Source organism: Allomuricauda sp. CP2A (genome assembly GCF_001683915.1).
Taxonomy (GTDB): Bacteria; Bacteroidota; Bacteroidia; order Flavobacteriales; family Flavobacteriaceae; genus Flagellimonas.
This window is the reverse complement of record NZ_LXTT01000077.1, coordinates 38322-61593: the sequence shown is the minus strand read 5'-3', so window position 1 is coordinate 61593 and position 23272 is coordinate 38322. Positions and strand designations below refer to the sequence as shown.

The following is a 23272-nucleotide window of genomic DNA, read 5'->3' as shown; positions in this document are numbered from 1 at the left end:
TTGGGAACATCAAGGCTGACCGTGAACTCACCCGTGTCCAACGGGCTTTCCGATGCCGCTCCGTCAGTCGCGGTTATCGTCGCAACAGGGTCCGGTGGGACATCCTCGCTGCTTATCGTCACATCGGCGCTCGACGGTGTGCCAACCGTGTAGCCCGCGCCGGGATCCAAGGTCACCGTCACAATCTCGTCCAACTCCACATCGGGGTCGTTCACCGGAGTCAAGGGTATCGTGGCACTGCTCGCATTGTTCGCAATGTCCACACTTCCGGACAGGGCAACGAAATCATCGCCCGAAGTGGCCGTGCCCGATACAGAGTAATCAATCGTCAAAGGGGAGCCTGAAGTATTGGGAACATCAAGGCTGACCGTGAACTCACCCGTGTCCAACGGGCTTTCCGATGCCGCTCCGTCAGTCGCGGTTATCGTCGCAACAGGGTCCGGTGGGACATCCTCGCTGCTTATCGTCACATCGGCGCTCGCAGGGGCGCCAACCGTGTAGCCCGTGCCCGCAGCAAGGGTCACCGTGACCGTCTCGTCCGCCTCGACCTCCGTATCGTTGATCGGGGCTATCGTTGTCGTCGCCTGGTCCGATCCATTAGGTATGGGAACGCTCGTGCCGATCCCAGTGAAATCGCTCCCAGGGGTGGCATCGCCGCCGACCGTGAAGTTCACCGTTATCGGGGAGCCCGTGTTGTTCACCGCATCCAGGGTCACCGTGAACTCGCCATTGGTCAAGGGACTCTCGCTGGCGGTGGGGCCACTGGCCGTTATCGTCGCAACGGGGTCCGGTGGGACATCCTCACTGCTAATGGTCACCGTGTCGCTCGCAGGGGCGCCAACCGTGTAGCCCGTGCCCGCAGCAAGGGTCACCGTGACCGTCTCGTCCGCCTCGACCTCCGTATCGTTGATCGGGGCGATCGTTATCGTCGCCTGGTCCGATCCATTAGGTATGGGAACGCTCGTGCCGATCCCAGTGAAATCGCTCCCAGGGGTGGCATCGCCGCCGACCGTGAAGTTCACCGTTATCGGGGAGCCCGTGTTGTTCACCGCATCCAGGGTCACCGTGAACTCGCCATTGGTCAAGGGACTCTCGCTGGCGGTGGGGCCACTGGCCGTTATCGTCGCAGTAAAAACGTCGTCATTATTTATCGTTACCGTAGCTGTATCAGTAATATCCACTACTGCTCCATTCAGATTGTCCATGAAAATGGTCAAAGTTTCATCTAATTCCACAGTAGTATCTGTGGTGGGAAGAACGTCAAATGTCTGTGTTTCTCCAGGGGTCCCAGAAAAATTAAGGGTAAAACTTGTTAGTGGGGTATAATCACTGTCAGCAGTTGTCGCTGTACCATCACTGGTGTTTACATCCACTGAGAATGCACCTCCTGTAGTAATATCCAAAGTCGCTGTAAGCGTTATGGCACCATCATCTTCATTGCCACTAACATCTTCAATGGTTATGGCCTGACCAAAGCTTATCCCAATTCCAAAAAGTACAAAAGCGATAAACAGAATCACCCCTTTACCATAGCCTGCAAAGGGTTGTGTTGAGGTTTTTTTTTGGGAGGTTACCATTACCTGATCAATGCGTTTCAGTTTCGTTCGTAAATGCCACGTTTAGGTTGGTTGATTGGGAAACTCAATATTACAAAAAAGGCATTTAACCCCCATGCCCAATCGGTTCAAATCTGTGTTTAATCGGATAAACTGCCACTCTTGTTTAGGAAACTGTGGCGGAACTGGTTTCGGCCTCCGGACTGATCTTTTTTACCAAGCCTTGCAGTACTTTGCCCGGGCCTACCTCCACAAAGGTTTTTGCCCCGTCTTTTACCATCTGTTGCACGCTTTGCGTCCATTTTACGGGTGCCGTCAGTTGTAAAATCAGGTTTTTTTTGATCTCATCGGCATTCGATACTGCGGTAGTGGTCACATTTTGGTAAATGGGACAGCTTGGCACGCTGAATTCGGTGGCTTCAATGGCCGCGGCCAATTCTTCCCGGGCAGGTTCCATCAAAGGGGAATGAAACGCACCGCCCACAGGTAACAATAACGCTCTTCTGGCTCCGGCTTCTTTCATTTTTTCACAGGCAATGTTCACGGCATCCACTTCTCCGGAAATCACCAATTGACCGGGACAGTTGTAATTGGCGGGAACCACCACGCCTTCCACCTCTTCGCAGAGTTTTTCCACAATGGCATCCTCCAATCCCAAAACGGCTGCCATGGTACTGGGTTGTATTTCGCAGGCTTTTTGCATGGCAAGTGCCCGTTGGGAAACCAATTTGAGTCCATCCTCAAAATTGAGGGTACCATTGGCCACCAAGGCTGAAAATTCACCTAAGGAGTGTCCCGCGACCATATCGGGCTTAAAACTGTCACCCAACACCTTACTTAAAATCACAGAATGCAGGAAAATGGCCGGTTGGGTCACTTTGGTCTGCTTTAAATCTTCGGGAGTGCCCTCAAACATGATATCCGTAATGGAAAAGCCCAAAATTTCATTGGCCTGTTCAAACAGTTCCTGTGCTTGGGGGTGGTTTTCGTAGAGATCTAATCCCATCCCCACAAATTGTGCGCCTTGTCCTGGAAAAATATATGCGTTCATAGTAGTCGAGTTTTTTTGAGTGGTTCAAAAATAGGGATTATTTGGACTATTGGGTTATTGGTAGGATATACTTTATTATTCCTTAAACCAACTGGAATAGGTTACATAGTTGTTGGCGATGCGGTCTATCTCCCCAGAGCTCAATTCTGGACTGATATCCTTGATTTTTTTGGCGGGCATGCCTGCATAAATGCTTCCAGATTCCACACGGGTGCCTTTGGTAACCACGGCCCCTGCGGCTATGATGGAATTGCTCTCCACCACACAATCGTCCATAATAATACTGCCCATACCCACCAAAACGTTGTCCTTGATGGTACAACCGTGCACAATAGCGTTATGGCCAATGGAAACGTTGTTTCCGATATTGGTGGGCGATTTTTGATAGGTACAATGGATCACGGCGCCGTCCTGCACATTGACCTTATTTCCCATTGTAATGTAATGCACATCGCCACGGATTACGGCATTGAACCATACGCTGCATTGGTCGCCCATGGTTACTTCGCCCACAATGGTGGCGTTTTCGGCGATAAAGCAATCTTTTCCTATTTCTGGGGATTTGCCCCTTACGGATTTGGGTATCATTTGAATTCTTTTATTGAAAATACGACAAAAGTTCGGCCTTTTTGGATGCGGAAACGGACAGTTCCTTCCCATTGGAGAGGATTACACTGCCGCCTTTGCCTTTTTTGTACTTGACCACTTCGGCCACATTTACCAAATAGGATTTATGGATGCGGGCAAAGGCATGTGCTTGAAGGGCTTCCTCAAAATATTTTAAGGTCTTGCTCACCAGTATTTTTTTGTGCTCCAAATAAATTTCGGTGTAATTATCATCGGCTTTGCAGAAGAAAATATCCCCCACTTCCAAAACCTGAAACCCATCTTGCTGCGGCAAGGTTATTCTTCCCTCTGCCTTCATAGGGGTGATTTTCAACACCTGCCCTTCCAGGGCATTTTCCTTTTCCTTTATCGTCCTCACATATTCCACCGCCTTTACCAGTTCATCAATATTGATGGGCTTCATCAGATAATATGCGGCATGGTGGTTAAGGGCATCCATGGCATATTGGTTGTAGGCCGTCACAAAAATGGTTTCGAAAGTGCGGTCGGGAACCTTGTCCAGCAGGTCAAAGGCATTGCCAAACGGCATTTCCACATCCAAAAATACCAAATCGGGTTGGTGCTTCTGAATCAGGGCTATCCCTTCCTCTATGTTGGCCGCTTCACCCAACAGTTTTACCCCTTTGCAATATTTGCCGAGATAATTCCGAAGGATTTCCCGGCTATTGGCCTCATCCTCCACTATGATTGCCTGTAGTTCCATCAGTCCTTTTTTAGCTTTAAGATCACTTGGGTCCCTGTTTGGTCTTCGTTCAAGTTTGTAATGGACACATCCACTTTGTTTTTGTACATATCGTTAAGGATTTGGATGCGTTTTTTGATATTCCCCATCCCCTTCGATTTTTGTTTCTTTTGATTTTGGGTCTTCAGCTCCGCGGACTTTTTTCTACCGATGCCATTATCGGCAATGCTTATTTCCAACACATTGGGCGTAAGTTGTTTGAGGGCTATTTTCAGAAAGCCTTTTTCTTCCTTGTACCGCAATCCGTGCCAAATGGCATTTTCAATATAGGGTTGCAACAGCATCGGTGGTATTTGAAAGGCTTCGACATCCACTTGTTGATCCACCTCAATTTCATAATCGAACTTATCCGAAAAACGGGAATGCTCCAATTTCACATAGAGTTCCAAAAGCTCCAATTCTTTTGAAAGGGGAATAAAATCCTCCTCAGAATTTTCCAGCACACTGCGCATCAATACGGAAAACTCACTCAAAAACCGATTGGCGCTCCGTTCATCGTTCTTGGCAATATAGTTGTTCACGGAATTGAGCGCATTGAAGATGAAATGTGGGTTCATTTGGGTGCGCAAAGATTTCAACGCCAAGAGATTGTTGGCCAGCTTCTGTTGTTTGCTGCTCCGGTAGTATAAAAATGCGGTGAGTGCGGTGAGCAACATTCCAAAAATCAAGGAGTAGATAATCCATTTTTGCCGTTTGCTGGTCTCCTCAAAGAGTTGTTGCTCGGTTACGGCCAAACTATATTTGCTTTGGGAGAGTTCCCGCTCTTGTTCCAGACTTGAAATTCGGTTTTGGGTGTTGGCAATCTCCCTGTTGAATCGGGCGGCTCGTGAAATTTCCTGTTCTTTTCGTACATATAAGCTGTCCACCACGGCCACATAATCTTGATAGGACTCCAATGCCTTTGAAAAATCGCCTTTATTGCGATAGACTTCGGACAATTTTCGGGTAGCATCCTTTTGCACCAGCAAATCGTCCTCTTCATCGGCTTCCACAATACTCTTTTCCAAATAGGGTATGGCCTCATCCAACTTATCTTGGGCAATATAGGCACTCCCAATTTTGTAGTTGATGCGTTGGGACGTAATGGTGTCTGAGCCCGAAAACCCACGACGCTCCGTACTTACCTTGGCTTGGGGCAGTTGCCGCAGCTCGTTCAGGCTTTTTTTGCGCATTTGGATTTCATCTTCATACCGGTTTTTCTGATTGTAGAAATCCGCCACACGCTCACTTTCCTGAATCAAGCGTTCCGGTGCCACCTCTCTTGAAAGATCTAAGGAATTTTGATAAAAGCCCTCAGCCTCAACAATTTTGTTTTCACTGGCATAGGCATCGGCTATTTTTGAGTTTAAATCGATGACTTTGGGGGATATTTGGTTCTTTTCGGCCACTTGGAGCCCTTCTTGATAAAAATCCTGGGCCTTTCTTGGATTGGACATGCCTTTATGGGCATCGCCAAGGGCTTCATACAATTCTACCCGTTTATAGGGAACCATATTTTTTGTATCCAGCAATGGCGATAATGTAGCCTCTGCATTTTCAAATTCCCCGTTCAGCACATAGGTCTTGCCCAGTAGGAGTTTTGTGTTGTTGGATGAACGGGCCGCAAGGGCATCCTTGAAATTGGCAATGGCAAGATCATATTGATTGTGGTGCATGTAGACTTCCCCCAAAGTACTCAGGGAAGCGGAGAGTTCAGTTTTGTTGCCCAATGCCTCCAAAGGCTCCATGGAACGGGCAATAAATTCGATGCTCTTTTCCAAATCCGTCTTCTTGTAGACATTGGCGGAGTCCAAAAAACGCTGATGGTCCCTAATACTTCTTGATCTGGAACTTTCTTCTTTCTTGATGGATTCTGCCTGATTGGCAGTGGAGCGCTTGCTCTTCTCCTGCGCAACGCCTGAGTATGCCAAAATCAAAAAAAAGAATGCTATGTATTTTCCTTTAGCCATGTATTCCTTTACTACGTAGTAAACTTACTCCATCCCAAGCGTATTAAAAAATGGCATTGACCTAAAAAAGAAGCGAAAGCATCCCTTTTTTACGCTTTTACAAAACCAAATGTGCCATTCCCTCATTGGAAGTGTCCTTTCCCTCATTTTGGATTTTTATTGGAAAATGTTGCTCCTACTTTTAGGGCATCATTCTAAAAAAATTGAATCATGAACTATTTGAAACATCTATTCGGAACAGTACTTTTTTTAACCGTTGCAGGAACCTCATACGGGTGTAACCTGAAGGCCAAAGAACCTACGAACAACACTGTGATTGCAAAATCCATCGCTGAAAAACCGGCAAAGCAATATGTAAAGATTGCCTTGCTATTGGACACCAGTAACAGTATGGACGGGCTTATCAACCAAGCCAAGGCCCAACTATGGGATATTGTAAATGAATTTACCCATGCCAAATGTGGAAATGACAGCAGACCTTTGTTGCAGATTGCACTTTATGAATACGGAAACGACAATCTATCCTCCAGGGAAGGCTACATAAGACAGGTCATTGGTTTTAGTAACGATTTGGATGAGATTTCCGAGAAATTGTTTTCCCTGACCACTAATGGCGGTGAGGAATATTGTGGTGAGGTCATTCAAACCTCCTTGAAACAGTTGGATTGGGGTAAAAATGCCGATGACCTTAAAATGATTTTTATTGCAGGGAACGAACCCTTTACCCAAGGTAAGCTCAACTATAAGGATGCGGCATATAATGCCAAGGAGAAGGACGTTATTGTCAACACCATTTTCTGCGGGAACTACGAGCAGGGCATTTCAACCATGTGGAAAAATGGGGCTACATTGACCGGGGGCGATTATATGGCCATTGACCACAACAGACAGGTAGTGCATATTGCCACCCCTTATGACGATGTCATTATCCGTTTGAACGCTAAATTAAACAACACCTATGTTTCCTATGGAAGTCTGGGCAGAGAAAAAAAGGCAATGCAAAGTGCCCAGGATAGCAACGCTGCCGAAATGGAAGCTGCTGTGGCGGTAAAACGCTCAGTGAGCAAAAGTTCGCGGTTGTACAAGAATTCGCAATGGGATTTGGTGGATGCTGTTGAAGATGATGAGGAAATCCTATCAGAATTGGTAGCGGAAGATCTTCCCCAAGAACTTCAAGGGAAATCTGAAAGCGAAATCAAAAGCTATGTGAAGGCGAAAAAAGACGAGCGGGAAAAAATTCAAAAGGAAATCCAAGAGCTAAATGCCAAACGTGAGGTCTACATTGCCGAGCATCAAAAAGAAGAAAAAGGGGAATTGGAAAATGCCCTGTTGACTGCCATTAAAACACAGGCTTCCAAGAAAAATTATAAGTGGGATTAAACTTTTGATAAAAATGTCAGTTCGAGCGCAGTCGAGAACCTTTAAGACATCTCGACTGCGCTCGATGTGACATCGAACATGCCACTAGTTATTGGCAGCCGGGCAATAACAATCGTATCGCTTGCCTTGATCGCTCTGTCCAAATTCATACCCCAAAGTAATTTGATGGAATCCTCCATTGTCAAAGCGGATATCGCCAGATTGGTAGGAATAGTTATAGGAGAACAAAAATCGGTTCACATTCACGCCAATGATCGGAGTAAACAACTGCAATCGCTGTTCCCCAAAACCACCATTGGTCTGAAATTGGGCACCATCAAAACTTCTTCGGTACGACAACCCGGCCCAAACGGTCCCAAAACTTACATCTTTATAGACCTTGGCATTCAAGTCGATGGTCTTTTCCTTGGTAAAATCGGTCATTTGAAACAAGATGGAAGGCTCTATCCGGGTGCTATTTCCAAAAACATAGCCCACGGAAAGCAAGTATCTCCGTAAATTATCAAATTCTGCTGCGGTATAGAGGTCACGCCCGCTTCCCAAAATATTCAAGATGGCGGCATGGGCATAGAACTCAAAAAGATTGTACGATGCACCCAAGTCCACATTAAAGTAACTTGTGGTATTCTTTACCCCGGTAATCACGGGATCGGGTATTACCGATTGAAACTCGGTTTCATCCAAACTGCTCAATATTACCCCGGCACTCAATCCAAAGGACAACTGGTTCAGGGTCCTAAAATCCCCTGCTAATTGCAAATGGTGGGCATAGGTGGCCTTAAACCCCGTTTGGGAATGGTAGCCGTTGGCATCGTTGAAAATAATCCCCCCGACACCGCTACGCGACCCCACTCTGGAATTAATATTGAATGTTTGCAAACTGGGAGCCTCGTCCACATTGAACCACTGTTTTCGTGCGGTAAGGCGTATTTTGGTTCCCTCGGCAATTCCTGCCATGGAAGGGTAGACCAAATAGTAGTTGTCCGCCAAATAATCAAAATAAACCGGGATACCTTCTTGAGCTTTGGCTGCTAGCCCAAAAAACAGGGTGATGACGATTGAGGTTAGGTAACGTCTCATGTGACGATTTTGGGCTAAAATTGAGGTTTGAATATAATTAAACACTTAAATAACGGTTCATGGGACACATTATTATATTATTTTGCAACGCAAGCTAACTATTGGTATTTTTGCAGGAAAGATTCGCCATGAAAGAATACAACATCACCATAATTGCCACCAACAACCCAAAGATCATAAAACTGGAGGCCAACCACTTTTTGGTAAAGGGCAATTATGAGTATAAAAATATAGATGAGGCCAAAAATTCACCGTTGGCCCAACAACTGTTCTACCTTCCGTTTATAAAGACGGTTTATATCTCAGGAAACTTCATTGCGTTGGAGCGTTATGATATTGTGGAGTGGGATGATGTAAAGGATGAAGTGGCCCAGCAATTGGTGGAATACCTCAATGCCGGAGAGCCAGTGGTCCATGAGGAACTGAGCCAGAAAAAGGAACCCATTACGGTATATGCCGAGGTAACCCCCAACCCCGCAGCCATGAAATTTGTCTGCAACAAGCGCATTGTGCCCACCACGTTCGAGTTCAAAAACATTGATGAGGCCAAAGATTCCCCCTTGGCCCAGGAGCTATTTCAGTTTCCTTTTGTAAAAGAGGTGTTTTTTGATGAGAATTATGTTTCCGTCTCAAAATACGAAGTTGCCGATTGGGAGGAAATCACCATGCAACTGCGTGAGTTTATCCGGGATTTTTTGGGCGATGGCAAGGAAGTCATTTCTGCTGAGGCCATAGAAAAAACCAAAGAAAGCACCGGTAAAGGTGCTGCCCAAACCCAGTATGATGACACTTCACAACAGATCATCGATATTCTGGAGGAATACGTAAAACCGGCTGTGGCCAGTGATGGTGGAAACATCATGTTCCAATCCTATGAAGAAGAAAGCCGAACGGTAAGTGTTATCCTTCAGGGTGCCTGTAGCGGTTGCCCTTCTTCCACCTTTACCCTCAAAAATGGTATTGAGACCATGCTGAAGAATATGATGGGTGACAAAATCCGGGAAGTTGTTGCGCTCAATGGCTGATTTTTAAGTCTTTCTTATCACTATTGTGGTCAATTTTTGTTAAATTGAATAAATTTAAAAATCACTACCATGGCAGTTTTAAAAGTAATTGAAGTATTAGCAAATTCCGATAAAAGCTGGGAAGATGCAACCAAAAATGCATTGGCCCAAGCGACTAAATCGGTGAAGAATATTCGTTCCGTCTACATCAACGAGCAAAGTGCTACGGTAACGGACGGAAAAATTGACAACTACAGAGTCAATGTCAAAATTACCTTTGAGGTGCAATAACCCAAGGGCAATGTACAAGATAGCGCCCGTAATGGGCGCTTTTTTTATGTTCAAAAAAAATCTATGCTGAAAAGAATCATAATTATATTGGTTTTGCCCCTTTTCTTTTTTGGTTGTAAGCAAAAATCCGACAACGTGACCCACAAACATACCAACGCCCTCATCAACGAGACCAGTCCATATCTTTTACAACATGCCCATAATCCCGTAAACTGGGAAGCATGGCATCCCGAAGTCTTGGAACGTGCCCAAAAAGAGGACAAACCTTTGCTCATAAGCATCGGTTATGCCGCCTGCCATTGGTGCCATGTCATGGAAAAGGAATGTTTTGAGGATGAGGAAGTGGCCCAAATGATGAACGAGAACTTTATCAACATCAAAATAGATCGGGAGGAACGACCCGATGTGGACCAAATCTACATGGACGCCATCCAAATGATGTCCGGCAACGGCGGTTGGCCCCTCAACATTGTGGCGCTGCCCGATGGAAGACCGTTTTGGGGCGCCACCTATGTTCCCAAAGAGAATTGGGTGAAATCCCTTCAGCAATTGACCGAACTCTACAAAAATGACCGATCAAGGGTCACCCAATATGCCGCCGACCTGGCCAAGGGCATCCATGCCATCAATCTGGTTGAAAATTCCGCAGATTCGGATGTATACAATCTGGATCAACTGGACGCAGCAGTTGCCAATTGGTCCCTGCATTTTGACTCTTTCTTGGGCGGATACAAACGTGCTCCAAAATTTATGATGCCCAACAATTGGGATTTTCTGTTGCACTACGCCACCATGAACGACAAACCGGAACTCATGGAACAGGTGAACACCACCCTTAGAAGAATGGCCTATGGAGGTGTTTATGATCATGTGGGTGGAGGATTTTCAAGATATGCGGTGGACACCACCTGGCATGTGCCCCATTTTGAAAAAATGCTCTATGACAACGGACAATTGACGAGTTTGTACGCCAAAGCCTATGCAGTGACCAAAAATGAGATGTACAAGGAAGTGGTTGATGAGACCATTGCATTTGTGCAGGAAGAACTTTGGGATGAAAATGGGGGCTTTTATTCCTCATTGGATGCCGATAGCCTTAACGAGCAGGGCGAATTGGAAGAAGGGGCCTATTATGTCTGGACCAAAGAAGAACTGACCCAATTGCTGGGAGGTGACTATGATCTCTTCCAAGCGTATTTCAACATCAATTCCTATGGTTTATGGGAAGACGGAAATTATGTCTTGATCAAGGACAAATCTGATGAAGAAATTGCTGAAAAATTCAATATTTCGGTTTCCGAATTGAAATCCAAAATGGAAAATGCCCTGAGCATCTTAAAAGCAGAACGGGCCAAACGTTCCAAACCCCGATTGGATGATAAAATACTCACCTCTTGGAACGGATTGATGTTAAAAGGGCTTGTGGATGCCTATCGCTATTTGGGCAAAGACGAATATTTGGACATGGCGCTGAAAAATGCACGGTTTATTGAAGCGGAAATGATCAAAGATGACCATTCGCTCTTCAGGAACCATAAAGAAGGGAAAAGCAGCATCAATGCCTTTTTGGAAGATTATGCGGCTGTGATTGAGGCATATTTGGCCCTTTACGAAGTCACTTTTGATGAAAAATGGCTCGATCATTCCAAAAAACTGCTGGACTATTCCAAGGTGCATTTTATGGATAAGGAGTCGGGGATGTTCTTCTTTACTTCGGACGAGGACCATTCCTTGATCCGTAGAAGTATTGAAACCAGTGATAATGTTATCTCGGCCTCCAATTCCATCATGGCCAAAAATCTGCTCAAATTCCATAAACTATATCCAAAAGAAGGGTATGGCGACATTGCCAAACAGATGGTCATCAATGTACAAAAGGACTTTGACCGGAGTGCCCAAGGTTTTGCCAATTGGTTGCACGTGGTTTTGTACGAAAACCAAAATTTTTATGAAATAGCCTTGGTGGGCGAAAACTACAAATCCCTGGGCAAAGAAGTAGCCAAGACGTATTTGCCCAACAGCATTTTGGTCGGGTCCAAGCAAGAGGGCAACCTTGAACTATTGGAAAATAGATATGTGGATGGGGAAACCTATGCCTATGTCTGTATTGAGGGGACCTGCAAATTGCCCGTGACCACTTCCAAAGAAGTCTTACAACAAATCCAATCCTTCAACTAAAAGGTTAACATTTGTTTAAAAAGGGCATTCTTGACTATTAAAGGATTTTCATTTAAGTTACCACAAAACATTACATTTTTATGGAAGAAATAAAAAATTACCAAGAGTATATCGATAAAGGTGTTGAATGGGCCATAGGGGTTTTACCCAATCTTGTTCTGGCCATTGTCATTTTTTTCCTTGGTCTATGGATCATACGGTTTATCAATAAGCTCATAAAACGCTTTTTTGAGAAAAAAGATTATGATGAAACCTTGGAAACCTTTTTGCAGAGCTTTTTCAGTATAGCTCTAAAAGTGGTACTCTTTGTGCTTGTAGTGACCCAGCTTGGGGTAAAAACCTCATCCTTGGTTGCCATTGTGGGTGCTGCTGGTTTGGCCATTGGTTTGGCCCTACAGGGTTCTTTGGCCAATTTTGCGGGAGGGGTGCTTATCCTCATTTTTAAACCTTTTAAGGTTGGGGATTGGATATCTGCCCAAGGTGTGGACGGAACCGTTAAGGAAATTTCCATCTTCAACACCAAATTGAACACTTTTGGCAATCAAGTGGCCATTATTCCCAACGGTCAGTTGTCCAACGGCAACATTGTCAACTACAACATGGAAAATATTCGGCGGGATAAATTTGATGTGGGTATTGGCTATGGTTCAAACATTAAGGAAGCTAAAGATATTCTATTACAGATATGTGCGGATAATCCAGACATCCTTACAGAGCCGGCTCCAGAGGTTTATGTGGGCGCATTGGGCGATAGTTCCGTAAACTTGACTTTACGTTTTTGGGCCACCAACGAAGTATTCTGGCCAGCGCATTTTTATGTGATCGAACAGTCAAAATTGCGTTTTGATGCTGCAGGAATTGAGATTCCATTCCCACAACGGGTCATGCATCAAGCTCCAACCGATTAAACTTTCTTTTTGGACTGAATGACGAAATCCTTTAAATAATAAGGTTCAAAATACGCTACATTCTCAAACTGGCCCTTTTTGTACTTTTCAAAGGCAATTGGGGCCATTTCTTTTGCTGATGGCACTATGGAAGCATCAAAATGAAAATAGGGAAACCCCAAAATCTCTTTGCACTTTTCGGCTCCACTGCCCACCACATATACGTTATATTCAGAAACGTAATCCGCAAAGGAATTCTCGTCAATGACCTCTGCACGGGTTTCCCTGATTTCTTGATACTGATGATCAAACACTGCGGAATAGACCTCCATACGCCGGGCATCCAAAACAGGGATGACCAACTCTCCCTCACCCAATTGTACCTGATGGGCCATACTTTCCAAAGTTGGAACAGAAATCAAAGGCAGATCTAACGAAAAACATAAGCCCTTGGCAGCGGAAACTCCTATCCGTAATCCGGTATACGAGCCTGGTCCTTTACTGATTGCCACTGCATTCAAGTCTGAAAATGACAAAGAAGCCTCCTGCAAGGCTTCTTTGATAAATAGGTGCAATTGTTCCGAATGCGAATAGCTCATCGCATTGTTTTCTTTCAGGGAAATCACCTCATTTCCTTTGGAAATGCTTACCGAACAATTGGTCGTTGCTGTTTCTAAATTGAGTAATATGGCCATGGCGGGCACAAAGATACTAGTTTAAGGAAATAGGAAGTCCAAAGTAGAACTCCAATATCTTTAAACGGAAAATGTAATCGTACTTGGTACGGATCACATCGGCCTGCGCATTGTCTACCCTGGCTTGTGCCTGACTAAAATCAAAGGCATTCATTAAACCAACATCATAGCGTTCCTTGGCGTATTCGTAGGCCAATCTCCGTGCTTCCAATGTTTTTTCTGCAGCTTCATAGGCTTTTTCGAAGGTACTCACATCCACATAGGCTTGTTGAATGTTGGTCTCCAAATCCAGTTTGGTCTGCTCAAATTGCAATTTGGCCCTCTCCAAACTGATTTGGGAACGCTTTACATTGTTCCTTGTGCTCCATCCGTTAAAAATGGGGATATTCAATTGTGCTCCATAGGAGATACCATCAAATATCCAAAGTTGGTCAGTGAAATTAGGCGTATATGGAACTCCATTTCCACCAGGGATCTGGGTTACATCTGAATACCGTGTTCCATATTGAAAAAATGCGGAAACGGTAGGATAATAGGCTCCCCTCGCAATTTTCAGGTCTTCTTTGGCCAATTCCACGTTGGATTCCGAAAATTTGATGTCGTTTCTGAAGCTCAATGCCTTGTCAAAAATCACCTTTGCGGAGTTGTCCAAGATATCAGAAGGTGGAATCAGAAACTCCTCTTCAGCGATGTCAAAATTCTCATAATCGGTGATCTGCAGCAATTGTGCCAGGTTCACTCTGGATATCAACACCATTCCCTCACCATTTACAATCTGTTGTTGCTGAGTGGCGGCCGTGGCCTCGATTTCCAATAGATCTCCCCGTGGCACCACTCCGGATTCCACCAATTCCTTGGTCCGTTTCAGATCTTGTTCCGTGACCGCATATTGCGCCCTAAATGTTTTCAGCTGTTCTTTATTGGAAAGCACCTGCAAATAGGCATTGGCCACACTCAATCGGATGTCATCCTTTAAATCGTCCAAACGATATTGATTGGCAATGGCATTGATCTTGGCCCGATTTATCTGATGAATATTCCGCAAACCATCAAACAGGGTTACGTTGGAACTAAGTCCCATGTTAACGTTTAAGGCCGTTTGGTTTGTAGGCAAGTTGTTCGTTGGATTAATGGAGAAACCTGTATTGCTCGATACGCTTGAGTTTCCATTAAGGCCAGGCAATAGATTCCCCAAAGCATCCGATTTGTCAATCTTGGCATTTTCCAAATCCAGTTCGTATTGTTCTATGGTCAAATTGTTCTCCACTGCATATTCCACACATTCCTGTAGGGTCCATTTGCGCATTTGCGCATGGGAAAGAACTATGGTGAACAGCAATAGTAAGGTCGTTATACTACTTTTCATTCGTTTCTTGATTTGTCGTTTTTTGATTTCAGTTACTGATTGGTTCATTAGCTATTGGAATCTCCTTCACTTTTCTTCTCGAGCCTGTTCCACACCTTGATCTTGTCATCTTCATCCAAACCGGAAAGAATCTCCACATCAATACCGTCACTGATCCCCAGCTCAACATCTCTTTTTTCAAACTCATTCTCACCCACTTGTACCTCAACATAGGGTTCATCGCTATCCTTGTCAAATTGTAAAAGGGCTTCTTTGATGGACAGGACATCTTGCTTTTCTTCAAGGACTATGGAGGCATTGGCGCTATATCCGGCTCTCACATTGGTACTATCGTTTACTACAAGGTCTCCTTCAATTTTAAACTGCACTGCGCCTTCTTCTTCAACACCTTTGGGCGCAATGAATTTTAATTTGGCCGGAAACGTCACCTTATCCAATGCACCCATGCTGATGACCAAGGGCATCCCAATTTTCAGCTTACCTACCTCTGCTTCATCCACTTCACCTTCAAAGATCATTTTGTTCATATCCGCAATGGTGGCAATGGTGGTACCGTCATTGAAGTTGTTACTCTGAATTACCTGATCTCCTTCCTCAACGGGAATCTCCAATAGGGTTCCACTTACCGTGGCCCTGATATTGGTGTTTGCACTGGAAGACCCACCTGCGGAACCTTTGCGAATGATTTGGTAATCTGCTCGGGCATTCTCCAATTCTTGTACGGCTTGATCATAGGTAAGCTTTAAATTATTGAAGTCTTGACTTGAAATGACTCCCTTATCAAACAAAGCTTTGTTTCTGTCGTACTCAATTTTGGTGTTGTTCAGGGCCAATTCTGCATTTCGAACCCTTCCTGCTGCTTGGTTCAGGGACTGCTCATTGGGCACTACTTTAATGACCGCTATTAAGTCCCCTGCATTGACATCGGCTCCTTCTTCCAAATAAATTTTCTCGATGATTCCCGAAATTTGAGGTTTGATCTCTATTTCTTCCTCTGGAATTACTTTGCCCGTTACCACTACTTTATTGGTAATGTCCTTTTTTTCAACGGTTTCGGTTTCGTAAAGTTTAAGTGGAGTACTGTTCTTCTTTAAAAAGTATACCACTGCGGCCAACAACACAACGACTCCAATTGTTATCAGGCCATATTTTACGTACTTGTTCATTATTTAAATTTTGATTGTTGTTTATTTATCATTTATTCTTCTCTCAACGCTTCTATGGGACGTATACGAACTGCCCTATTTGCCGGTATCAATCCAATTAACACACTCAGTCCCACCATTAAGATGAAAGACACCAAAAATTGTGGAATGCTGATCATTGGATTCAATAAGGGCACATTTTCCTTGCCTTCCTCTCCCAAAAAGCCATTGATCATCGCCAAAAAGCCAATGGCTATGGTAAAACCAATCAGCCCGGCAAAAACGGTAATTACAATGGATTCCAAAATAATCTGTCGGCGTACAATCTTGGGTGTGGCACCCAATGCCCTGCGCACCCCAATTTCCTTGGTGCGCTCCTTAACGGTGATCAATAGGATGTTACTGATGGCAATAACCCCGGCCATCAATGTGAAAAAGCCGATAAAGAATGAGACTCCTTTCAACACTGAGGTGAAGGTGGTCACATTGTTAAATATTTCCGACATATCAAAACTGCCGATGGCCCTATCATCATCCGGATGGATATCGTATTTGGTCTTCAATAATTTTTTGATTTTTTGCTCCACTACGGGCACTTTAACACCCTCTTTTACAGCAATGGCCATCCATCCCAATCGGTCACCGGAACCAAATGCCTTTTGAAAGGTGGTAAAGGGAATAAAAACTGCATTTTCCCCATCGATATTGACATTGTCATTGGGTCTATAAATCCCAACCACCGTAAAGAAAACTCCATTGATACGAACATCCGAGCCAATGGCATTTTCTCCTTTGTCAAAGAGGAGTTCATAGGTTTCCTCACCAATAACGCAGACCTTTTTTGAGGCCTCAATATCGGTATGGTTCAAAAATCGACCTTCCACCAACTTCTTTTTGGTGACCTCATCAATAACGGGGTAATCCCCATATACCGATGAACCACTGGTTTGCCCGTTCCTATAAACGGTTGTAATACCTTGATGGGATCCCAATTCTATCCGTGGGGCCAATACCTCAATCTCGGGAATCTGTTCTTTGATGATCTCCGCATCTTCCAAATGGAATTGGATTCTTCTACCCCTTTCAAAACCTTTGTAGGGTTCTGAGGTGCTTTGGCTCCATACAAAAAGACTATTGGAGGCCGTTCCTGCAAATACATTTTGGAACATATTGGACATGCCATTGGAACTTCCCAGCAACAAAATCAATATAATCATGGCAATGACAACCCCCAACATGGTCAAAATGGTCCGAAAAACATTTTTGCCCAGGGTATTGAACACTTCACTCCATAAGTCTCTGTCAAATAACCACATGCTATTTATCGCTTAATGCTACTATTGGTTTTACGTTCGCTGCCTTTATTGAGGGTATCAGCCCCGCCAAAACCCCGGACACCACCAAAATAATGGTTGCCGTAAGCACGGTTGAGATACTTACTGATGGATTGGAAAATGCCGGCGTATCAATATTTGGGCCGATGGCCGCCAATATCAAGGAGGCGAACAACATTCCCAAAAAACCGGCCAAAACAGTGGTAAACACGGATTCCAACAATACCAGTTTTATGATTTGCCACGGCTTGGCTCCCAAGGCCTTCCGCACACCTATCTCTTTGGTCCGTTCCTTGATGATAAATACCATGATGTTACCGATACCCACCACTCCGGCCAACAGGATCAATGCGCCTACAATAATGCTCATCATGCCCATTCCCGATGTAAAATTGGAAATATCCGAAAAGAACTGTGCGTAATTGAACACGCGGACTGCCGCTTGGTCGTCAGGGGCCACTTTATGCCTTCTTTTGAGCAGGTTTTCTATCCGTTCCGAAAAATTTAAGGCCTCTGTCAAGTCAAAATTGGGATTATAGGTCAATGAAATTTGATTGACTTCATCGGTTTGTCCATAAATCCGTTGCATGGTGGTGATGGGTGCAAAAATGGTCCTTTCGGCATTGTCGTCCCTACCATCTTCCTCAAAAATGCCCACCACCTTAAAAGGCAGCCCATTGACCTCTAAAAAACTGCCCAAAGCTGAATCTTTTTTATAAAGATCCTCTACTATTCTTTTACCTATTACGGCCACCTTGGCACTTTTGTACAGATCGTTATCGTTTATATACCTGCCCTCGGTAATTTTGGTCTTGTCAATAAAAAGATGTTCTGGATTGACTGCCCGGATAGTGTAGCTCCCAGTTTCGGATTTGTATCGTGTGGAAGCCCCCTTGTTCATTATTGGGGTGATGTATTCCACATCTTTTGGAAAGCTTTTGCTTATATATTCAACATCATCGTTACGAAGCTGAATCCTCCGATCAGCCTCAAAACCGGCATAGGCTATAGAGGTGGATCCTGTACGGATAATGATGGAATTATTGGCATCATCGGCAAATTGTCCGGTAAATCCATTCTTCATGCCATTTACCGAGCCCAACAACATCACCAAGATAAAGATGGCCCAGGCCACTGAGAACCCTGTTAAAAAGGTACGCAGTTTATTGTTCTTGATGCTGTGGAAAATTTCCTGCCAAATGTCCCGATCAAACATACTGTCCTGCCCTTACTTGTTCTATTTTCTTGTCCTCCACAATAATACCGTCCTTCAGGTGCACAATACGTTTGCACATGTGGGCAATGTCCTCTTCGTGGGTCACTACCAAGATCGTATTGCCATCATCATTGATTTTTTGGATCAAATCCATGACCTCATACGATGTTGTACTGTCCAAAGCCCCTGTAGGTTCATCCGCCAAGAGCACTTTGGGTTCCGCGGCCATGGCACGCGCAATGGCCACCCGCTGCTTTTGCCCTCCGGACAATTCGCTGGGCAAATGGTTGGCCCAAGGTTTAAGGCCTACCCTATCCAAATATTGCATGGCCTTCTCCTGGCGTTCTTTGCGGGGTACTTTTTGATAGTATAGTGGAAGCGCGACGTTCTCCAGGGCACTCTTGTAATTGATCAGGTTAAAGGATTGGAAGACAAAGCCCAAAAATTTGTTTCTATACTCGGCCGCTTTGGTCTCACTCAAGTTCTTGATCGGTACACCATCCAAGGTATATTCTCCTGAATCTGCTCCGTCCAACATTCCCAATATGTTCAACAAGGTTGATTTTCCCGATCCCGAAGATCCCATTATGGCCACAAGTTCTCCATCTTCTACTGTAAAGTTTATCCCTTTTAAAACATGGAGGGAATTGCTTCCCATTTTATAGGATTTGTGAAGATCTTTGATTTCTATCATGGTTGGTACTATTAGCTATCCAATATTTAACTTCTGCATGTAAGACATACAAGTTGTTAAAATGTTACAAGATATTGTTGAAATTTTTTGTTAAATGATTACTAATTGGCAGGTTCTTCTTCAATGGCGTTCCAGACTTTCACCTTATCGTCTGGGTTTACACCTGATTTAACCTCAACGTAAATGCCATCGCTAACGCCAAGTTCCACGTCCCTGCGCTCAAACTTCTGATCGGAAGTTTCCACCTCCACAAAAGGGTCTTTGGTGTCATCATCAAATTGGATCAAGGCTTCTTTTACGGCCAAAACGCTATCGGCCCGAGCCAAAATAATGGAGGCATTGGCACTGAGGCCCGCTCTAATGAAGGTAGTATCGTGCTTGGTAAGTGTTCCTTTTATCTCAAACTGGATAGCTCCATTCTCTTCTTTTCCCTTTGGAGCGATATAATCCAAAACGGCATCAAAGACTTTGTTCTCAATGGCACCCACCGTAATTTCCAAAGGTAGATCTTCCTTTATTTTCCCCACTTCGGATTCGTCCACCTTGCCCTCAAAGATCATTTTATCCACATCGGCAATGGCGGCAATAGTGGTTCCTTCGTTAAAATTATTGGCTTCAATAACTTGGTTTCCCACCTCAACAGGCACTTCCAAGACCATTCCGCTCACGGTGGCCCTGATCATGGTATTGGCGGCATTGCTCAAACCGCTTGTGGTCCCTGTCTGGACAATATCATACCGTTTATTGGCTGCGCCATAAGCCTGTTTTGCCTGATCGTAGGTGACTTGCGCCCGTTCCAAATCGGTTTTGGAAACCACACCCTTACTGAAAAGCGTCAATTGGCGCTCATAATTTCTTTTTTGATCATCCAGATTGATCTTGGCCTCATCAATGGCATTTTTGGCATCGTTCAATGCGGATAGGTTGGGCACCACTTTTATTTTGGCCAAAAGGTCACCGGATTTCACATAATCGCCACCCTCAACAAAGATTTCCTCAATCACACCCGAAATGTTGGGCTTGATCAATACTTCTTCCAAAGGAAGGATGCTCCCCGTAGCCACTGCTTTTTTCACAATGGTTTGTTTGGAAGGCTTCTCGGTTTCATATACCACGGGGTCCTCAGCATTTTTTGAGTACAAATAGTACATGGAGCCCCCGAATACGATGACTATGAGCAACAGGATTATGATGGTTACTGATTTTTTCATGTTTGTCTATATAATTTTGATTGATTGATTTTATTCTGTTCGTAATGCTTCAATGGGACGGACCCTGATGGCGCTCTGGGCCGGGATAAATCCTGCCAAAAGCCCGGATATCATCAGAATGAGCAATGCCCCGCTCACCACTCCCACACTTACGCTGGGGTTCATGAACATATCCACAGGCCCCACACTGTCCAATAAGGAGTTGATTCCATATATCACCAAGGAACCGAAAATAATCCCCACCATCCCGGAAATGATCGTCAAAAAAATGGATTCCATAAGTATCTGTTTTTTGATGGACCATGGCTGTTCACCCAAGGCCCTGCGTATGCCAATTTCCTTGGTACGTTCCTTGACCACAATGAGCATGATGTTACTGACCCCAATGATTCCCGAGAGCAATACCATGATTCCCACAATGTAGGCCACTCCTTTCAGGGCCCCAAAAAGACTTTCCACTCGATTGTACTGCTCATACAGGTCAAAATAGCCTATGGCTCGTGTGTCCTCGGGATGCACCTTGTGCCTTTCCTTCATCACTTTAATGATCTTGTCCTTTAGTTGGGAGATGGAGCTTCCGTCTTTGGCCGTGATCGCCATCCACCCAACATTCTCACCTCTATTGAACGCTTGGGAAAATGCTGTGAAGGGCACAAAAATTTCCTTTTGTCCTTCTTCCCCTCCTCCACTATCGTTCTTTTTATAGGTCCCTATGACCATGAAATTGACCCCTTGAATCTTAATATAGGTTCCCAAAACTTCTTCATCCTTATCATAAAGGTCATTTTTGACCCCTTGGCCAATGATGGCCACTTTTCGCTTATCCTGAATGTCGTTGAAATTCAAAAATCGGCCGGATGTGACCGTCATGGGATCCTGATTGATAATTTCCGGATAATCCCCATACACATTATATGCCCCTGTACGAATACCGCGAACCACATTGTTTGTTCCCCGAAATCCCCCCAATTGGTTTCTGGGCGAGATATACCTCATATTGGGAACGTTATCCTGTATGGCCTGCACATCGCTGATCTTGAATTCAAAGCTTCTGCCCTTGGGCAGTCCTTCATAGGGTTTGGTGGTGGCCCTTGTCCACATGAACATGGTGTTGGTGGCAATGTCGCCAAAATCCTGTTTTATACCGTTTTCCAAACCTTTTCCCGCTGCTAACAGAACAATCAGGATAAAGATGCCCCAACATACCCCAAAAGCCGTGAATATGGTACGCCACACATTGCTGGTGAGCACTTCCAAAATTTCCCGCCATCTATCTCTATTGAACATGGTATCCCCTTTTCTTTTTCTTATTCATCACGTAATGACTCAATGACCTGCACTTTGGCGGCTCTCCACGCAGGCACAAATCCGGCCAAGGTTCCTGCCAAGATCAAGACCAATACCGTTGAAAAGGCCACATTAAAGTTCACGGACGGGTTCAACACATAATCCACCTCTATATGGGGGCCCACCAATTCCAATAAAGCCATACTGAAAATGAGTCCCGTAAAACCGGAAATGGCGGTCACAAAAATGGACTCGTGCAAAATCATGGCAATAATGGACCACGGTTTGGCCCCCAATGCCTTTCTGATCCCTATTTCCCTGGTGCGTTCTTTGACCACGATCAGCATAATATTGCTCACTCCCACCACTCCGGCAATAATGGTGCAAATGCCCACAAACCAGAAAAACAATTTAATATTGTTGGTCAGCCCGTAATAGCGTTTGGCCTCTTCCAAGGCACTCCAAACCTCTATGGCTCCTGTATCATCTGGAGCGATGGTATGTGCCTGTTGCAAATATTCCCTAAGATTATTCTTGAAGGTGATGGACTGTGCCACGGCCTCATCAAAATTTTCTACGGGTGGAAGCGTGTAGGACATATTATTGATGCGGTCCCCTCCATTGAAGACGCGTTGGGCCGTTGTAATGGGAATGTAAATGCGTTCCTCTTCCCGTTCTTCCATTTCCTTGAACACCCCAATGATCTTAAAGGGAATCCCAGAAATATCGATAAACTCCCCAATGGGGGAATCCACCTCATTAAAAACATCCTTTTTGATCTTATTTCCGATAATGGCCACTTTTCCTGTGGACACCTCATCTTGATAGTTGATAAATCGGCCTTCTACCATAGAGGCATTGTCAATAAACTGAAAGTCCGGGCCCACGCCCTGAACCCCATAAATCAAGGCCTCTTTACCATAGTTTACACTAACTCCCCCAACATATATTCGTGCGGATTCATATTCTATGGTTTTATTGAACATGGCACTGGCCTTTTCAAAGTTCTCGTTCGCCAACTGAATCCGTCTGCCGGGATTGAGTCCTTTATATTCCTTTGAGGTAACACCGGGCCACACCCAGACACTGGTAGAGGCGTCTTGTTTAAATTCCTGCTCAATACCGTTTCGCATACCTTGGCCAAAGCCCAATAAAATAACGAGAATGAATATTCCGGAGGCAACGGATAGTCCGGTCAAAAAAGTGCGTAGTTTGTTCTTGCGGATGGTATCAAATATTTCTTGCCATCGTTCAATATCGAACATAGGTTGATTTTTTGATTGATGAAGTACGCTTTCGTACACATATAGGACTGCACTACATCCAATTTGTTACACTTTTGGGAAAGAAATTTTCCTCAAAATTTTACCCGCGCATCCTACGATAAATAAAATAGAATAGGCCTCCCACCAAGACATAGGGTATGGCCATAAGGTACACAATACCATTGTTGATACCTTCCGCGGTACTTCCGTCTGCCTCACTTTCCACTACTGCCCGGCACATGGCACATTGGGCTTCCATGGTAAACGGAAAAACCAAGAGCAATACAACTATCCAGAAAAGTTTAGTTTTCATA

21 protein-coding genes and 1 pseudogene are annotated in these 23272 nt (G+C 44.6%); 5 read left to right on the top strand and 17 right to left on the bottom strand.

Annotated elements, in window-relative coordinates:
- From A7D14_RS20405 to A7D14_RS09925, 6 genes and pseudogenes are all read right to left on the bottom strand, one after another.
- The coding region (locus tag A7D14_RS20405; protein ID WP_255307431.1) for a Calx-beta domain-containing protein at positions 1-470 on the bottom strand (470 nt) is incomplete at its 3' end.
- Between the two features lie 42 nt (positions 471-512).
- A pseudogene (locus A7D14_RS20555) lies at positions 513-1577 on the bottom strand (Calx-beta domain-containing protein); the annotation flags it as partial.
- Positions 1578-1722: 145 nt separating this feature from the next.
- Positions 1723-2607, bottom strand: coding sequence for an ACP S-malonyltransferase (gene fabD / locus A7D14_RS09940; RefSeq protein ID WP_067033702.1), 885 nt, complete (start codon positions 2605-2607; stop codon positions 1723-1725).
- Positions 2608-2682: 75 nt separating this feature from the next.
- Positions 2683-3195 (bottom strand): gamma carbonic anhydrase family protein, encoded by a 513-nt coding sequence (locus A7D14_RS09935; RefSeq protein WP_067033699.1) that lies wholly within the window; start codon positions 3193-3195, stop codon positions 2683-2685.
- Positions 3196-3205: 10 nt separating this feature from the next.
- The gene (locus A7D14_RS09930; RefSeq protein ID WP_067033696.1) at positions 3206-3937 is read right to left on the bottom strand and encodes a LytR/AlgR family response regulator transcription factor; all 732 of its coding nucleotides are present in this window, start codon (positions 3935-3937) and stop codon (positions 3206-3208) included.
- Positions 3937-5925 carry a histidine kinase gene (locus A7D14_RS09925; RefSeq protein WP_067033693.1) on the bottom strand — a complete coding sequence of 663 codons (1989 nt, stop codon included), beginning with the start codon at positions 5923-5925 and terminating at the stop codon, positions 3937-3939. Before A7D14_RS09925 ends, A7D14_RS09930 begins: the two co-directional genes overlap by 1 nt.
- A gap of 210 nt (positions 5926-6135) precedes the next feature.
- On the opposite strand from A7D14_RS09925, the gene A7D14_RS09920 reads away from it, so the two are divergent.
- Positions 6136-7305 carry a vWA domain-containing protein gene (locus A7D14_RS09920; protein WP_067033690.1) on the top strand — a complete coding sequence of 390 codons (1170 nt, stop codon included), beginning with the start codon at positions 6136-6138 and terminating at the stop codon, positions 7303-7305.
- 84 nt (positions 7306-7389) lie between these two features.
- Here the strand turns inward: A7D14_RS09920 and A7D14_RS09915 are convergent, their stop codons facing one another.
- A complete protein-coding gene (locus tag A7D14_RS09915; RefSeq protein ID WP_067033687.1) occupies positions 7390-8385 on the bottom strand; it encodes a type IX secretion system membrane protein PorP/SprF in 996 nt (331 codons plus the stop codon).
- A gap of 128 nt (positions 8386-8513) precedes the next feature.
- Here A7D14_RS09915 and A7D14_RS09910 point away from each other — a divergent pair, with 128 nt between their 5' ends.
- The 4 genes from A7D14_RS09910 to A7D14_RS09895 all read left to right on the top strand — a co-directional run bounded on the left by A7D14_RS09910 (position 8514) and on the right by A7D14_RS09895 (position 12766).
- The gene (locus tag A7D14_RS09910) at positions 8514-9410 is read left to right on the top strand and encodes a NifU family protein (RefSeq protein WP_067033684.1); all 897 of its coding nucleotides are present in this window, start codon (positions 8514-8516) and stop codon (positions 9408-9410) included.
- 69 nt (positions 9411-9479) lie between these two features.
- Complete coding sequence (locus A7D14_RS09905; protein ID WP_067033681.1) at positions 9480-9680, top strand: dodecin family protein; 201 nt, start codon at positions 9480-9482, stop codon at positions 9678-9680.
- A gap of 135 nt (positions 9681-9815) precedes the next feature.
- A complete protein-coding gene (locus A7D14_RS09900; RefSeq protein ID WP_313790841.1) occupies positions 9816-11858 on the top strand; it encodes a thioredoxin domain-containing protein in 2043 nt (680 codons plus the stop codon).
- A gap of 80 nt (positions 11859-11938) precedes the next feature.
- Complete coding sequence (locus A7D14_RS09895; RefSeq protein WP_067033674.1) at positions 11939-12766, top strand: mechanosensitive ion channel family protein; 828 nt, start codon at positions 11939-11941, stop codon at positions 12764-12766.
- Here A7D14_RS09895 and tsaB read toward each other — a convergent pair.
- The 10 genes from tsaB to A7D14_RS09845 all read right to left on the bottom strand — a co-directional run bounded on the left by tsaB (position 12763) and on the right by A7D14_RS09845 (position 23271).
- Positions 12763-13440, bottom strand: coding sequence for a tRNA (adenosine(37)-N6)-threonylcarbamoyltransferase complex dimerization subunit type 1 TsaB (tsaB, locus tag A7D14_RS09890; protein ID WP_067033712.1), 678 nt, complete (start codon positions 13438-13440; stop codon positions 12763-12765). The genes A7D14_RS09895 and tsaB overlap by 4 nt on opposite strands.
- A 16-nt stretch (positions 13441-13456) precedes the next feature.
- Complete coding sequence (locus A7D14_RS09885) at positions 13457-14806, bottom strand: TolC family protein (protein WP_067033708.1); 1350 nt, start codon at positions 14804-14806, stop codon at positions 13457-13459.
- Between the two features lie 47 nt (positions 14807-14853).
- Entirely contained in the window at positions 14854-15972 is a 1119-nt protein-coding gene (locus A7D14_RS09880) for an efflux RND transporter periplasmic adaptor subunit (RefSeq protein ID WP_067033671.1), read from the bottom strand.
- Between the two features lie 32 nt (positions 15973-16004).
- Complete coding sequence (locus tag A7D14_RS09875; RefSeq protein WP_067033667.1) at positions 16005-17267, bottom strand: ABC transporter permease; 1263 nt, start codon at positions 17265-17267, stop codon at positions 16005-16007.
- 1 nt (position 17268) lies between these two features.
- On the bottom strand, positions 17269-18501 hold the full coding sequence (locus tag A7D14_RS09870; RefSeq protein ID WP_067033664.1) for an ABC transporter permease: 1233 nt from the start codon (positions 18499-18501) through the stop codon (positions 17269-17271).
- Positions 18494-19195 (bottom strand): ABC transporter ATP-binding protein, encoded by a 702-nt coding sequence (locus A7D14_RS09865; protein ID WP_067033656.1) that lies wholly within the window; start codon positions 19193-19195, stop codon positions 18494-18496. Before A7D14_RS09865 ends, A7D14_RS09870 begins: the two co-directional genes overlap by 8 nt.
- A 101-nt stretch (positions 19196-19296) precedes the next feature.
- Complete coding sequence (locus A7D14_RS09860) at positions 19297-20406, bottom strand: efflux RND transporter periplasmic adaptor subunit (RefSeq protein ID WP_067033653.1); 1110 nt, start codon at positions 20404-20406, stop codon at positions 19297-19299.
- 30 nt (positions 20407-20436) lie between these two features.
- Entirely contained in the window at positions 20437-21693 is a 1257-nt protein-coding gene (locus A7D14_RS09855; protein ID WP_067033650.1) for an ABC transporter permease, read from the bottom strand.
- 20 nt (positions 21694-21713) lie between these two features.
- Positions 21714-22958, bottom strand: a complete 1245-nt coding sequence (locus tag A7D14_RS09850) for an ABC transporter permease (RefSeq protein WP_067033647.1) — start codon at positions 22956-22958, stop codon at positions 21714-21716.
- A 100-nt stretch (positions 22959-23058) separates the two neighbouring features.
- A complete protein-coding gene (locus tag A7D14_RS09845; RefSeq protein WP_067033644.1) occupies positions 23059-23271 on the bottom strand; it encodes a hypothetical protein in 213 nt (70 codons plus the stop codon).
- Position 23272: the final 1 nt, after the last annotated feature.

Coding starts and splice junctions, on each gene's coding strand:
- A7D14_RS09880 (WP_067033671.1), bottom strand. CDS start 15,972: ATGAACAAGTACGTAAAATATGGCCTGATAACAATTGGAGTCGTTGTG.
- A7D14_RS09855 (WP_067033650.1), bottom strand. CDS start 21,693: ATGTTCAATAGAGATAGATGGCGGGAAATTTTGGAAGTGCTCACCAGC.
- A7D14_RS09885 (WP_067033708.1), bottom strand. CDS start 14,806: ATGAAAAGTAGTATAACGACCTTACTATTGCTGTTCACCATAGTTCTT.
- A7D14_RS09905 (WP_067033681.1), top strand. CDS start 9,480: ATGGCAGTTTTAAAAGTAATTGAAGTATTAGCAAATTCCGATAAAAGC.
- A7D14_RS09930 (WP_067033696.1), bottom strand. CDS start 3,937: ATGGAACTACAGGCAATCATAGTGGAGGATGAGGCCAATAGCCGGGAA.
- A7D14_RS09935 (WP_067033699.1), bottom strand. CDS start 3,195: ATGATACCCAAATCCGTAAGGGGCAAATCCCCAGAAATAGGAAAAGAT.
- A7D14_RS09920 (WP_067033690.1), top strand. CDS start 6,136: ATGAACTATTTGAAACATCTATTCGGAACAGTACTTTTTTTAACCGTT.
- A7D14_RS09860 (WP_067033653.1), bottom strand. CDS start 20,406: ATGAAAAAATCAGTAACCATCATAATCCTGTTGCTCATAGTCATCGTA.
- tsaB (WP_067033712.1), bottom strand. CDS start 13,440: ATGGCCATATTACTCAATTTAGAAACAGCAACGACCAATTGTTCGGTA.
- A7D14_RS09875 (WP_067033667.1), bottom strand. CDS start 17,267: ATGTGGTTATTTGACAGAGACTTATGGAGTGAAGTGTTCAATACCCTG.
- A7D14_RS09865 (WP_067033656.1), bottom strand. CDS start 19,195: ATGATAGAAATCAAAGATCTTCACAAATCCTATAAAATGGGAAGCAAT.
- A7D14_RS09915 (WP_067033687.1), bottom strand. CDS start 8,385: ATGAGACGTTACCTAACCTCAATCGTCATCACCCTGTTTTTTGGGCTA.
- A7D14_RS09910 (WP_067033684.1), top strand. CDS start 8,514: ATGAAAGAATACAACATCACCATAATTGCCACCAACAACCCAAAGATC.
- A7D14_RS09870 (WP_067033664.1), bottom strand. CDS start 18,501: ATGTTTGATCGGGACATTTGGCAGGAAATTTTCCACAGCATCAAGAAC.
- A7D14_RS09850 (WP_067033647.1), bottom strand. CDS start 22,958: ATGTTCGATATTGAACGATGGCAAGAAATATTTGATACCATCCGCAAG.
- A7D14_RS09895 (WP_067033674.1), top strand. CDS start 11,939: ATGGAAGAAATAAAAAATTACCAAGAGTATATCGATAAAGGTGTTGAA.
- fabD (WP_067033702.1), bottom strand. CDS start 2,607: ATGAACGCATATATTTTTCCAGGACAAGGCGCACAATTTGTGGGGATG.
- A7D14_RS09845 (WP_067033644.1), bottom strand. CDS start 23,271: ATGAAAACTAAACTTTTCTGGATAGTTGTATTGCTCTTGGTTTTTCCG.
- A7D14_RS09925 (WP_067033693.1), bottom strand. CDS start 5,925: ATGGCTAAAGGAAAATACATAGCATTCTTTTTTTTGATTTTGGCATAC.